The 11,756-nt window shown below is 62.9% G+C and carries 13 protein-coding genes; 8 read left to right on the top strand and 5 right to left on the bottom strand.

Annotated elements, in window-relative coordinates:
* The first annotated feature begins 236 nt into the window (after positions 1-236).
* Positions 237-803: a dCTP deaminase gene (dcd, locus tag ACTHNE_RS14245; RefSeq protein WP_324944358.1), complete on the top strand. Its 567-nt coding sequence runs from the start codon at positions 237-239 to the stop codon at positions 801-803.
* Between the two features lie 85 nt (positions 804-888).
* Positions 889-1,389 (top strand): hypothetical protein, encoded by a 501-nt coding sequence (locus ACTHNE_RS14240; RefSeq protein WP_324944356.1) that lies wholly within the window; start codon positions 889-891, stop codon positions 1,387-1,389.
* Positions 1,390-1,484: 95 nt separating this feature from the next.
* On the opposite strand, the gene ACTHNE_RS14235 is transcribed toward ACTHNE_RS14240, so the two are convergent.
* Both ACTHNE_RS14235 and ACTHNE_RS14230 read right to left on the bottom strand, forming a co-directional pair.
* Positions 1,485-1,901 carry an HIT domain-containing protein gene (locus ACTHNE_RS14235; RefSeq protein ID WP_440269599.1) on the bottom strand — a complete coding sequence of 139 codons (417 nt, stop codon included), beginning with the start codon at positions 1,899-1,901 and terminating at the stop codon, positions 1,485-1,487.
* Positions 1,898-2,569: a dienelactone hydrolase family protein gene (locus ACTHNE_RS14230; protein ID WP_440269598.1), complete on the bottom strand. Its 672-nt coding sequence runs from the start codon at positions 2,567-2,569 to the stop codon at positions 1,898-1,900. The genes ACTHNE_RS14235 and ACTHNE_RS14230 overlap by 4 nt, the downstream gene beginning before the upstream one ends.
* 182 nt (positions 2,570-2,751) lie before the next feature.
* On the opposite strand from ACTHNE_RS14230, the gene ACTHNE_RS14225 reads away from it, so the two are divergent.
* From ACTHNE_RS14225 to ACTHNE_RS14215, 3 genes are all read left to right on the top strand, one after another.
* Positions 2,752-3,531 carry a hypothetical protein gene (locus ACTHNE_RS14225; RefSeq protein WP_440269597.1) on the top strand — a complete coding sequence of 260 codons (780 nt, stop codon included), beginning with the start codon at positions 2,752-2,754 and terminating at the stop codon, positions 3,529-3,531.
* Positions 3,532-3,648: 117 nt separating this feature from the next.
* Positions 3,649-4,989 carry a 30S ribosomal protein S12 methylthiotransferase RimO gene (gene rimO / locus ACTHNE_RS14220; RefSeq protein ID WP_324944393.1) on the top strand — a complete coding sequence of 447 codons (1,341 nt, stop codon included), beginning with the start codon at positions 3,649-3,651 and terminating at the stop codon, positions 4,987-4,989.
* Positions 4,990-5,002: 13 nt separating this feature from the next.
* Complete coding sequence (locus tag ACTHNE_RS14215; RefSeq protein ID WP_324944345.1) at positions 5,003-5,809, top strand: DUF3025 domain-containing protein; 807 nt, start codon at positions 5,003-5,005, stop codon at positions 5,807-5,809.
* 64 nt (positions 5,810-5,873) lie between these two features.
* Here the strand turns inward: ACTHNE_RS14215 and greB are convergent, their stop codons facing one another.
* Positions 5,874-6,374, bottom strand: coding sequence for a transcription elongation factor GreB (gene greB / locus ACTHNE_RS14210; RefSeq protein WP_440269596.1), 501 nt, complete (start codon positions 6,372-6,374; stop codon positions 5,874-5,876).
* Between the two features lie 305 nt (positions 6,375-6,679).
* Between greB and ACTHNE_RS14205 the strand changes: the two genes are divergently transcribed.
* Positions 6,680-8,167 (top strand): transglycosylase SLT domain-containing protein, encoded by a 1,488-nt coding sequence (locus ACTHNE_RS14205; protein ID WP_440269595.1) that lies wholly within the window; start codon positions 6,680-6,682, stop codon positions 8,165-8,167.
* A 480-nt stretch (positions 8,168-8,647) separates the two neighbouring features.
* On the opposite strand, the gene ACTHNE_RS14200 is transcribed toward ACTHNE_RS14205, so the two are convergent.
* Entirely contained in the window at positions 8,648-9,088 is a 441-nt protein-coding gene (locus tag ACTHNE_RS14200; RefSeq protein ID WP_324947650.1) for a hypothetical protein, read from the bottom strand.
* A 150-nt stretch (positions 9,089-9,238) separates the two neighbouring features.
* Positions 9,239-10,084 (bottom strand): archaetidylserine decarboxylase, encoded by an 846-nt coding sequence (gene asd, locus ACTHNE_RS14195; protein WP_324947652.1) that lies wholly within the window; start codon positions 10,082-10,084, stop codon positions 9,239-9,241.
* Positions 10,085-10,212: 128 nt separating this feature from the next.
* Here asd and prmB point away from each other — a divergent pair, with 128 nt between their 5' ends.
* The gene (prmB, locus tag ACTHNE_RS14190; RefSeq protein ID WP_324947749.1) at positions 10,213-11,139 is read left to right on the top strand and encodes a 50S ribosomal protein L3 N(5)-glutamine methyltransferase; all 927 of its coding nucleotides are present in this window, start codon (positions 10,213-10,215) and stop codon (positions 11,137-11,139) included.
* 220 nt (positions 11,140-11,359) lie between these two features.
* Positions 11,360-11,756, top strand: a 397-nt coding sequence (locus ACTHNE_RS14185; RefSeq protein WP_440269594.1) for a chorismate synthase, incomplete at its 3' end; no start/stop codon positions are given.

Genomic DNA, 11,756 nt, shown 5'->3' with positions numbered 1-11,756 from the left:
CGCCCCGCTTTTGGGCCGTGCCCCCCCCACCCCGGGGAGTTTGGTGGGGGGCCCACCCCCACCTGGGGCCCCCCGGGCACCAACGTTGGGGGGGGGCCCCACCCAACCTACGCGCTCGCTCCCCGGCGTAGCAGGGGAGGGAGCAGCACCGCTGGCGAACCTACCCGTCAACCATGTATTTTTCCCGCTTTGCGTCCGGGACCTGCCCGGGCGCGGCTGTAAGCACCGGAGTCCGCGTGAGCATCAAATCCGATAAATGGATCCGCCGCATGGCGGAGCAGCACGGCATGATCGAGCCGTACGAGCCCGGCCAGGTCAAGCTGCGCGACGGCAACAAGCTGGTGTCCTACGGCACGTCCAGCTACGGCTACGACGTGCGCTGCGCGCGCGAGTTCAAGATCTTCACCAATATCAATTCCACCATCGTCGACCCCAAAGCGTTCGACCCCACCAGTTTCGTGGACGTCTCGGCGGACGTATGCATCATCCCGCCCAACTCCTTCGCCTTGGCGCGTACGGTGGAATATTTCCGCATTCCCCGCCAGGTGCTCACCGTATGCCTGGGCAAGAGCACTTATGCGCGCTGCGGCATCATCGTGAACGTGACGCCGCTGGAGCCGGAATGGGAAGGCCACGTGACGCTGGAGTTCTCCAACACCACGCCGCTGCCGGCCAAGATCTATGCCAACGAAGGCGTGGCGCAGATGCTGTTTTTCGAGTCCGACGAAGAATGTGAAACCAGCTACAAGGACCGCGGCGGCAAGTACCAGGGGCAGCAGGGCGTGACCTTGCCGCGGACCTGAACGCAGCGCGTTTTCCCCTCATCCAACCGTTCCCGGCGGCGCTACACTTTGCTGGCTTCGCTGATATTTGCAGGAGATCAAAAGCATGATCCGTCTTTCCACACTGTCGACCCGCGGCGCCGCCGTCCTTATGCTCGGCAGCCTGCTGGTGCTTGGCGGCTGCCATCGTGGCGCGTCCAGGGACACGGTGGAAACCACTCAGACACAGAACCAGTTCGACATGACCATGAAGGCGTACAAGAATGGTCAGTTCCTGATTGATGGTGCCGTGGTTTCCGCGCTCGATGCAGGCAGCCACTTCTCTTACCTGAAGGATGCGGGCAAGTTGCCCAAGACCGTACTGCTGCTGCCCAGCGACGATTCGAAGATCCGCAAGCAGCACCTGCAGTACATGGCGCGGCTGCAGCTCGATTACGGTTTCGTCGCCTATTACGACGATGGCGGCAAGCTCGCGCGCATCAACCCGGTGGACACCAAGGCGCGCGCGCTGGAGGATTACCACGCGCCGGCTGCCGCGCCGAGCAGCGACACCGGTAAGGATGCCAGCGGCAAATCGTACGGTGGCGGCAGCGATGCCGGTCACTGAGCGGCTGGTCGCTCGTACATAGCGAACAAAAAAGCGCCCGTCGATGACGGGCGCTTTTTTGCATCGGCTAGCGACGTGCCGGGACTGGACGCTAATCAGGTGGCAAGCGCTTTTCGCAAGCGCTGCATGATCGACTCCAACTCGGCATCACTGTAGGGCCTGGCCGCACCCTGTCCCCACACCGGACCCGGCCATGCCGCATCGTCTTCCTTGCGTGCAATCACATGCACATGCAGCTGCCGCACGATATTGCCCAGCGCGCCAATATTGAGCTTGTCGCAAGGAACCGTTCCGCGCAGCATGGCCGCGACGTGATTGATCTCCTGCCACAACTGCGCTCGTCCGGCTTCGGGCAGATCGAGTATCTCGGTGCAGCCCGCCAGTCGCGGCACCAGGATCAGCCACGCATAGCGCGCATCGTTCATCAGCAGCACGTCGCATAAGGACAGGGCGGCAACGCGTTGCGTATCGGCCTTCAGGCGCGGGTCCAGCACAAAAGTCGTGTCGCTCATGCGGCTAGGTACTTGTCGAAGAACGCCATAGTGCGCTTCAACGCCAGCTCCGCGCTGACCTGGTGATAGTGGCCAGGATCGATGTCGCGATTGAAGGCATGGCCGGCGCCCGGATACGTATAGACGTCCATCTGCGGCAGCATGTCGCGATGCTTGGCGACCATCGCCGGAGGAATGGAAGGATCTTCCTCGCCGAAGTGGAACATCACCGGTGCCTGCAGCTTCTCGCCCAGGAAGGGCACGTTGCGCGCGCCGTAATAACTCACGGAAGGTAGCCCCAGGCGGATGGCCGAGAGAAACGCCACCGTGCCGCCCCAGCAATAGCCGACCGTACCGATCTTGCCGGCCGAAGCGATCGCCTCGGCGGCGCTGGCGACATCTTCCACGGCGCGATCGAGCCCAAGTTCCGTCACCAGTTGCCGGCCCTTGGCCATGCTGGCGTCCGAGTAATCCATCTCGACCCCGGTTTCCAGGTGATCGAAGAACGCGGGCGCGACGGCGGTGTAGCCCATCGCTGCAAAGCGATCGGCCACGCTGCGAATGTGCGCGTTCACGCCGAAGATTTCCTGGATCACCACCAGGCCGCCCTTCGGCTTGCCTTCGGCCTCGGCCAGATAGGCGCCGATGCATTGCGTGCCGGAGGTCGGGAGGTTGATGTGCGTGCCCATCAGCTTGCTTCCTCGCGTAAGAAGGACGCCAGTTTACGCGAGGAAACGTATCGGCTTCGCGCATGGACACGCACAGGCGGATGGGCCGGCTTCGCTTTCGATGGTAAGAATGGTTCGATTCTCAGTATGCTCGGCAACGCCGCACTTGCCGCGGCTCATCCCATGTCGATCACGAGGATCCCATGCTCCCCATTTCCGCGCTGCAGTCGATGAACGTGCTATGGGCGACACCCAGCTACGTGTCGGCGGTATCGATGCATTACGTCACCAGCATGTTCGAGCTCACGCACGAGTCGATCCGGCTAGGCCTGAAGTCGTCGCTGCATATGTACGCCGACAGCCTGGTCACGCGCGGCCGAAACGAGATCGTGAAATTCTTCCTGATGCATGAGGAATACACGCACCTGTTCTGGATCGACGCGGATATCTCCTTCAAGCCTCAGGCCGCGATCCGCCTGCTGCTGGCCGATCACGACGTGTCCGCCGGCATCTATCCGCTCAAGCGCTTCAACTGGCCCGCCGACGGCGTGCCGGCCGGCACCACGCGGGACAAGTTCGAGACGCTGTACACCGATTACCCGTTGAACGCCGTGGCCCACGGCGCGGAGCCGCTGTCGAAGTTCATGACCGACGAAGGCTTCGTCGAGGTCGCCGAAGCGCCGACCGGTTTCATGGTGATCAAGCGTGATGTATTCACAAAGATGATGAAAGCCTACCCGACGTTGAACTATGTGCCCGACGGCGCGCCCAACAACCCGCAGCAGCCGTACTACTGGCTGTTCTTCGACTGCATGGTGGACCCGGATTCGCGCCGCTATCTCTCGGAGGACTACGCCTTCTGCCGCCGCTGGCGCGATATCGGCGGCAAGGTTTACGCCGACATGCAATCGGACCTGGGCCATCTGGGCCAGCACGTGTTCCGCGGCAACCTGGCCGAAAGCATTCGCTTGCGTAATACCTGAAAACGGCCGTGCCGGGCAGGCAGCGGAAAGACGGACAGGCTAAAATGGCGGTTTTCCCGCCCCAGCCTCCCTCGCAGCGCCGCTCCCGGCGATACGGATCGACGAGTGAAAAGTTCTTTGAAGTCAACTCACAAGCAGCTTCCCGGTGAAACGCCGAGAGTAGGATTCGTATCCCTCGGCTGCCCCAAGGCACTCGTCGACTCCGAGCGCATCCTCACCCAGCTCAAGGTGGAGGGCTACGAGATCGTGCCCAGCTACGATGCGGCCGATGCGGTGGTGGTGAATACTTGCGGCTTTATCGATGCGGCCGTGCAGGAGTCGCTGGATGCGATCGGCGAGGCGCTGCACGAGAACGGCAAGGTGATCGTGACCGGTTGCCTGGGCAAGCGTTCGGAGCTGATCCGCGAGGCGTATCCGGAGGTGCTCGCCATTACCGGTCCGCAGGATTACGCCAGTGTGATGAATGCGGTGCACACGGCGCTGCCGCCGAAGCGCAATCCGTTGCTGGACATCATCCCGGATACGGGCATCAAGCTTACGCCGAAGCATTACGCGTATTTGAAAATTTCCGAAGGCTGCAATCATCGCTGCAGCTTCTGCATCATTCCCTCGATGCGCGGCGACCTGGTGTCGCGGCCGGTGGATGAAGTGCTGCTGGAAGCCGAGCGCCTGGTGAAAGGCGGCGTGAAGGAACTGCTGGTGATCTCGCAGGACACCAGCGCCTACGGCGTGGACGTGAAATACGCCGAGCGCCTGTGGCGCGACAAACGCTATCGCACGCGCATGACCGACCTGTGCGAAGGCCTGTCCGAACTCGGCGCATGGGCGCGCCTGCATTACGTGTATCCGTATCCGCACGTGGACGAGGTGATGCCCTTGATGGCGGAAGGCAAGATCCTGCCGTACCTCGACATCCCGTTCCAGCACGCCAGTCCGCGCATCCTCAAATTGATGAAGCGCCCGGGCAATATCGACAAGACGCTGGAGCGTATCCAGAACTGGCGCAAGCAGGTGCCGGACCTGACCTTGCGCAGCACCTTCATCGTCGGCTTTCCGGGCGAGACCGATGCCGAATTCGAAGAATTGCTGGATTTCCTGCGCGAGGCCGAGCTCGATCGCGTGGGCGCCTTCACCTATTCGCCGGTGGAAGGGGCCAAGGCCAACGAACTGCCCGACCCAGTGCCGGAAGAATTGAAGGAAGACCGCCTGGAGCAGTTCATGGCGGTGCAGGCGGAGATTTCCGCGGCGAAACTGCAGCGCAAGATCGGGCGCACCATCAAGGTATTGGTCGATTCGGCCAGCGCGGAAGGCGCCGTGGCGCGCTCGGCCGCCGATGCCCCGGAAATCGATGGCGTCGTGCACATCGTCAATGGGCAGAAGCTCAAGCCTGGGCAGTTCGTGGACGTGGTGGTCGAATCCGCCGACGAGCACGACCTGCACGCCGCGCTCCTCAGCTGATCCGCATGTGCTCATGCGTTACGTCGCGCCAGCGCGGGAGGCGGTCGATCCGGTCGTTTTCACGCATGCACCGCTGAGCGACTGGAGCGAATACGGCTCATGGCTGCAGTGGCCGTGCTGGCCCTCGATCGACGAACTCAACGCGCGCTGGCCATCGGGCAGCCATGAGCGCTTCGTGGCGCAGACGCGCGGGCTGCTCGAAGACGGCCTGCACTATGAAGAACGCATCGCCACGCGTGGCCTGATCGCCACGCGCGAAGCCAACTGGCACGATCTGTTCAACGCTATAGTCTGGCTGCGCTATCCGCAACTAAAGCGCGCGCTCAACCGCCAGCAGATGATGGAGATCGCACAAGTCGGCCGACGTGAGCGCTCGCGCCCGCAGTGCGCGCAGACGCATTTCGACGAAGCGGGTGTGATCGTGGTCGTGAAAGAGCCGCGCCTGCTCGCGTTGTGGGATGTGCACGACTGGCATGGGCTGTTCTGGCGCCATCGCGATGCCTGGCTGGATGGTTCGATCAGCGTGGAAGTGTTCGGCCATGCCTTGCTCGAACATGCGCTGACGCCGGGCAAATTGCTGGTGGGCAAGGCGCTGGCGGTGATGGCGGAAGATGCCCAAAGCACACAGGCGGTTGCGTGCATTACGGACGCCATTGCGGAAGGGCAATGGTTGCGCGATCCGTTGGAGCTGAGGCCGTTGCCACTGTCGGGCATTTCGGGATGGCATGCCGGCAATGAAGAAGAATCATTCCATCGCCATGCCGCGTGTTATCAGCCGTTGCGTGAAGGGCGTCGATATCCGCCGCCCTTGGCGCTGTAGGTTGGGGTGCAAACCCCCACAACGTCAACTCCATGCATCCGGATGTTGGGGTTTGCACCCCAACCTACGGGTATTCGACGGTGATCAACGCAAAGCGCGTGCGGCCGCCGGGCAGCTCCGCTTCGAATTCGTCATCCAGCTTTTTCTTCAGCACCGCCCGCGCCAGGGGCGAATCGATGCTGATCCAGCCCAGCTTCGCGTCCGTCTCGTCCGGCCCGACGATGCGGTAGCGCACCGTTTCGCCGCTCCCGACGTTCTCCAGTTCGATCACCGCGCCGAAGAACACCGTGCCACGATCGGCAGGTGCGCCTTCGGCCACCTTCAGCGAGGGAATGCGCTTGCTCAGGTAGCGCACGCGGCGGTCGATTTCGCCGAGCTGCTTCTTGCGGTAGGTGTACTCGGCGTTTTCCGAGCGATCGCCTTCGGCCGCGGCGGCGGCCAGCGCTTTCACCACTTCCGGTCGCAAGGTGTGCCACAAGTGGTCCAGCTCGTTCTTGAGCTTTTCGAAGCCGTCGCGCGTGATGATGGCAGTGGAACGTGGGGCAGGGGGACGCCAGCGGGTCATGGCAAGACCGCATTGGAGCTTGGCTTGACCAGGGCGTTCTGCGATCTGCCATGTGTGGCAGTGCGCAGGCGTGGACCTCGCCTGGACGCACTCAAGCGACAGGTGTTGTAAGCGGTACTCGTTTCGCGCAAACAGTTGTTGCGTTTCATGCAAATGTCTGGCATGAAGGCCTCCAAAGACTGGGGCTCGATTTTAGCGATGTAGGCGTGCGGTATCGACGAAAACGCACGACGTCGAAAAGAACGTGTTTTGAGTCTGCCCGCGCAGCCGGGAAGGCTGTGCCCATCAGTATTGGTATACCTGACATGTCTTATCGAGGCGCGCTACGTTCTTTCCGTCTGATGCTTGGGGTGGCGGCCCTGGTGCTGCTGGCAGCCTGCGCATCCACCAATGGCGCCGTAACGCCCAAGCCGCCGGCGGCCTCGGTGACGGCGCTGTACGGCCAGCTCGATCAGGCCAGCCGTAGCTACGAAACCGCGTTGCAGCAGACCCGCGCCGGCGATACGCAGGGCGCGCAGAAAACGCTGGACACCTCGCTCGATCAATTGCGCGACGCCGCCGCACGTTGCGGTGCAACGCCGGGCTGCGATTCGCAGCGCTTCTTTTCCGTGTTCGACCACCTGCTGCGCCTGAAGGACGGCAGCTTCATCGGCGACCAGACGCCGGACGAAGATACCAGCGGCCCGTCTTTGCCCAGCACCGGCCAGGCCGGCGCTGGCAGCCTGGCCGAAGCGCAGCGCAGCGTGACGCTGTTGCGTGGCCATCAGTTGTCCGAACTGATCGCGATGAACGGGCCGGTGAAGGCGGCGCTGGAGATGTGGCTGACGCAGTGGCGCGGCAACCTGATGGATGCCTACGTCAATTACCAGTTCCTGCGCCAGCAGATGTGGCCGCAATACGAAGGCGAAGGGCTGCCTGAGGCGCTGCTGTTCGGCATCATGGCGAAGGAATCCGGCGGCAAGGTGCATGCGGTGTCGCGCTCGGGCGCGGCCGGGCCGCTGCAGTTCATGTACGCCACCGGCCTGCGTTTCGGCCTGACCGACCAGGACGGCTTCGACACCCGTTTCGATCCGGCCGAATCCGCGCGCGCCAATGCCGAGTACATCAACGAGCAGTTGAAGGCCTTCAACGACAATCTCGAGCTGACCCTGGCCGCCTACAACGGCGGCGAAGGACGCATGCGCCGGCTGGTGGGCGACAACACCGCGGTGAGCTTCTACGACCCGCGCATCTACGGACAGCTCTCGCAGGAAACCCGCGACTACGTGCCGGAGGTGCTGGCGGCTGCCTGGCTGTTCCTGCATCCGGACAGCTACAACCTGCGTTTCCCGCGCGTGGATGGCCAGCAGGGCAACATCACGCTCAAGCGCAGCGCTTCGCTTTCGGAACTCACGGTGTGCCTGGGTTCGGCCAATGACATGCCGCAAGGGTGGTTTCGCACTTTGCGCAACCTCAATCCGCGTCTCGATCCGCAACAGCAGCAGCCGGCTGGCGCCACGCTGAGGATTCCCAAGTCGCTGGAGAAGGTCTACGCGGCGCGTTGCGTGGATGGGCCGTGGCCGATTCTCGCCAGCGACCTGCATAACGCGGTGGTGCCGGTGTTTCCCAGTCCATCGCCGGCGTCGGCGCCCGATCCGGTGGTGCGCTACACCGTGCGTCGCGGCGATACGCTGACAGGCATCGTGCGCAAGCACGGCGGCTGCAGCAGCGAAGGCGAAGTCGCGCGCATGAACAACCTGAAGTTCAATCATGTGAAGGCAGGGCAGGTGTTGAAGCTGCCGAGTTGCCGCTGACCGAACGCGTTGGGGTGCAAACCCTGAGGTATCCCCACGTTTTTTCGTTTGGTGCATATGTGCCCGAAATGCCGTCATTCCCGCGAAAGCGGGAATGACGGTCCAGTAATCTGGAAGATCATGTGCAAGGTGTATAGCTCGCTGGTTTTATTGAAATCATCGAGCAAAAACGTGGGGATATATCAGGGTGCAAACCCCAACATGGGCATGCCGATCCATATCGTGATAGTGGGGCTTGCACCTCAGCCTACAGCGACGCAAAGGCCGAGTGACGAGTAGCGAGGTTGGTAGACACGGATGCCGCCTGGAGCAATCCGTATCTCGCCTCGTCAGTCACCGTTCCGATTTCCGCGGTGGGAGAGCGAAGGCTGTGACGCCCTCGCTACTCGTCGCTCGCCCCTCGCTGCACAGCGTGCGCAGTTCTCCGTGCCGGCATCGCGCCTGGCGCGGCCAATGGCTACGGGTAGCCTCTAACGAAACTCAGGCTGCGGCGCCGGAGCGCATCCACTGAGCCGTGGTATCGGGCTGCTCACCGGTGGCGTCGCGCAGTTCGCGCAGCACGCGCAACAGTTGGCGATGATGCGGCTGCAGGCTGGTGTGCGGCGAATCCTTGGTTTCGTGATACGCCACCGCCAGCCATAGTGCGATGCCGCGCAGGGCTACTTCCGGGTTGTCCGACTGCGCGCGGCCGAAACCAGTCTCGGTACCTTGGCCCCACGGCATGTAACGTTGTTCCGGCGCGGTGCCGTACAGGTGCGGAAATTCGCAGCGCGACGCCTGGCCGATTTCGCGAAGCGTCATGACGCCCAGGCGAGCACGCGTGCGTGCAGGCATGGCCAGGATGTTGCGCTCGATCTGTCGGAACTGGCGTTGCAACTGCCGGGCGCGGCTCATCGCGATTAGGCGGGTGACAATTTGCATGTGGCCCCTCGTTGGACGATCCGCAAGGACGAACGGATTGAGCGCGAGGATACCGGCCTCGTATCAAGCGAGGCGCCGAAAACGTCACAAAATGACGACAAATGTCAAAACGCGGCGCACCTCGCTTGTCATGACGGCTTGTCCTCAAGATCAAGCGTGATGCAGTTCACCTAATCGCTGGCCAACCTTGATCAACTGCTGCGACGTGAGCGTGTCCAGTTCGGCGGCGCCATCGGGCAGCAGCACGATGACGGTGGAGCCCATGTTGAAGCGCGCCATCTCGGCGAAGCGATCCAGCGTGATGCTCTGCCCGGCGAAGGACTTGCGGCGAATCGACGGCGCATAGGGCGGAATCACCAGGCCATCCCACACGGTGGCGACGGACGACACCAGGATCGCGCCCACCATCACTACGGCGAACGGACCGTGCGCACCATCGAAATGGCACACCAGCCGTTCGTTGCGTGCGAACAATCGCGGTATCGCATTCACGGCGAATGGCGCCACGGAAAAAATGCGGCCCGGGATATGCACCGTTTCTTTCAGCACGCCGCGCAAGGGCATGTGCACGCGGTGATAGTCGCGCGGCGAGAGATAGATGGTGACGAAGCGGCCATTGCGATAAGGCGTTGCGGCAGCTTCATCGCCCAGCAATTCGGCGGCGGTGTAGTCCTGGCCCTTGGCCTGGAATATGCGCCCGTCGACGATAGGGCCCGCCTGGCTGATGCGGCCGTCGGCCGGCGAAATCAGGGCGCCGGGAGCCGTATCTGCCCGGCGGGCATCGGGGCGCAGCTTGCGCGTAAAGAATGCATTGAAATGGGGATAGGCGAAGGGGTCCGGCTGCGCGGCTTCGGTCATGTCGACCTGGTAGCTCCGCACGATCTTGCCGATCAGGAAATTCTTCCAGGGGGCGAAGGTCCAGCGCGTAGCCCAGTAGACCACGCGCGAGAGAGCCCGGTGGGGAAGGATGTATTGCAGGAATACCTTGAAAGTCATCCGGCAAGTATAAGGAATCGGGAGCATTCCCAACCGGGCCGAATGCCATGGACAGGAGCATGCACCGGCATGAGTCCAGCGGCGCGCAGTCGCTATACTTCACACCCCTTGAGCAGGACCGTGCGCACGTGACCGCCGAACTCGCCACCATCATCGATTTCATCCGCTATGGCGCCAGCCGTTTTTCCGCGGCGGGCCTCACCTTCGGCCACAGCCACGATAACCCGATCGACGAAGCCACCCACCTGGTGCTGGCCAGCCTGCACCTGCCGCCGGATATCCCGCCTGCCTATGGCGCCGGCAAGCTCACCGCCGAAGAACGCGCGCGTGTGCTGGGCCTGATCGAGCGCCGTATCAACGAGCGCCTGCCGGTGGCCTACCTGGTGGGCGAAACCTGGTTCGCCGGCCTGAAGTTCAAGAGCGACCGCCGCGCGCTGGTGCCGCGTTCGCCGATCGCCGAGCTGATCGAATCCGGCTTTGCGCCCTGGCTGGACGGCCGGCAAGTGGAGAGTGCGCTGGACCTGTGCACCGGCTCGGGCTGCATCGGCATTGCCATGGCCGAATACAACCCGTCCTGGCAGGTGGACGTGGTGGACGTCAGCGAGGATGCGCTGTCGCTCGCGCGCGAGAACGTGGCGTTCCAGCACGTGGACGAGCGTGTGGAGGTGATCCGTTCCGATCTCTTCGCCGGGCTCAAGGGCCGTAAATACGACCTGATCGTCTCCAATCCTCCCTACGTCACCGAAGAGGAATACGCCGCACTGCCCGGCGAATACAGCCACGAGCCCAAGCTCGGCCTCACATCCGGCGAAGACGGCCTGGATATCTGCCTGCGCATCCTCGACGAAGCGGCCGATTACCTTACCGAAGATGGCTTGCTGATCGTCGAAGTGGGCGAAAGCGAGCACGCACTGGCCGCCTTGCTGCCGGACGTTCCCTTCGTGTGGATCGAATTCAAAGTGGGGCCGATGGGCGTGTTCGCGCTGGAGCGGCGTGAGCTGATCGAGCATGCCGACGTGATCCATGCGGTGGCGGCCGAGCGGTTCGGCAGCTGATCAAATATGTAGGCTCGGATGCAAATCCCAGCGTCGCGATATATGCGTGCCCGACCATGCTGGGATTGCATCCCAGCCTACGTTCCTCGCTGTCATTCCGGCCCCGCAATCGAAAGAGCAACGATTCATATCGCACGGCGGGCATGGAGCCCGTAGCCATGGCAAGATGTAAGGTCCGGCCAGCAGGCCGGCCCGACTCCATGTCTATCGGTCCTTCTCCGTGTCCAGCAATTCCACCGGCAAGCTGTTTACCGTCACTACCTTCGGCGAAAGCCACGGGCCGGCCATCGGCTGCGTGATCGACGGCTGCCCGCCGGGACTGCCGATTGCGCCGGAGGAATTTCGCACCGACCTGGAGCGGCGCGCCACCGGCCGCAGCCGGCATACTTCGCAGCGCCGCGAAACCGACGAAGTGGAGATTCTTTCCGGTGTTTACGAGGGACGCACCACCGGTACGCCGATCGCGCTCTTGATCCGCAATACCGACCAGCGCAGCAAGGATTACGGCGATATCGCGCAGACTTTCCGCCCTGGCCATGCCGATTACACCTATTGGCAGAAATACGGCATTCGCGATCCGCGCGGCGGTGGTCGTTCGTCCGCGCGCGAAACCACCA

The sequence above is a fragment of the Dyella sp. genome (genome assembly GCF_051954575.1).
GTDB lineage: Bacteria > Pseudomonadota > Gammaproteobacteria > Xanthomonadales > Rhodanobacteraceae > Dyella_B.
This window is presented reverse-complemented; position numbering and strand designations above follow the sequence as displayed.

What these genes read in the sequence shown, in the direction of transcription:
- ACTHNE_RS14215 (WP_324944345.1), top strand. Translation starts at nt 5,003, where the DNA reads ATGCGTTACGTCGCGCCAGCGCGGGAGGCGGTCGATCCGGTCGTTTTC.
- ACTHNE_RS14230 (WP_440269598.1), bottom strand. Translation starts at nt 2,569, where the DNA reads ATGGGCACGCACATCAACCTCCCGACCTCCGGCACGCAATGCATCGGC.
- ACTHNE_RS14200 (WP_324947650.1), bottom strand. Translation starts at nt 9,088, where the DNA reads ATGCAAATTGTCACCCGCCTAATCGCGATGAGCCGCGCCCGGCAGTTG.
- ACTHNE_RS14240 (WP_324944356.1), top strand. Translation starts at nt 889, where the DNA reads ATGATCCGTCTTTCCACACTGTCGACCCGCGGCGCCGCCGTCCTTATG.
- ACTHNE_RS14225 (WP_440269597.1), top strand. Translation starts at nt 2,752, where the DNA reads ATGCTCCCCATTTCCGCGCTGCAGTCGATGAACGTGCTATGGGCGACA.
- asd (WP_324947652.1), bottom strand. Translation starts at nt 10,084, where the DNA reads ATGACTTTCAAGGTATTCCTGCAATACATCCTTCCCCACCGGGCTCTC.
- ACTHNE_RS14205 (WP_440269595.1), top strand. Translation starts at nt 6,680, where the DNA reads ATGTCTTATCGAGGCGCGCTACGTTCTTTCCGTCTGATGCTTGGGGTG.
- greB (WP_440269596.1), bottom strand. Translation starts at nt 6,374, where the DNA reads ATGACCCGCTGGCGTCCCCCTGCCCCACGTTCCACTGCCATCATCACG.
- ACTHNE_RS14235 (WP_440269599.1), bottom strand. Translation starts at nt 1,901, where the DNA reads ATGAGCGACACGACTTTTGTGCTGGACCCGCGCCTGAAGGCCGATACG.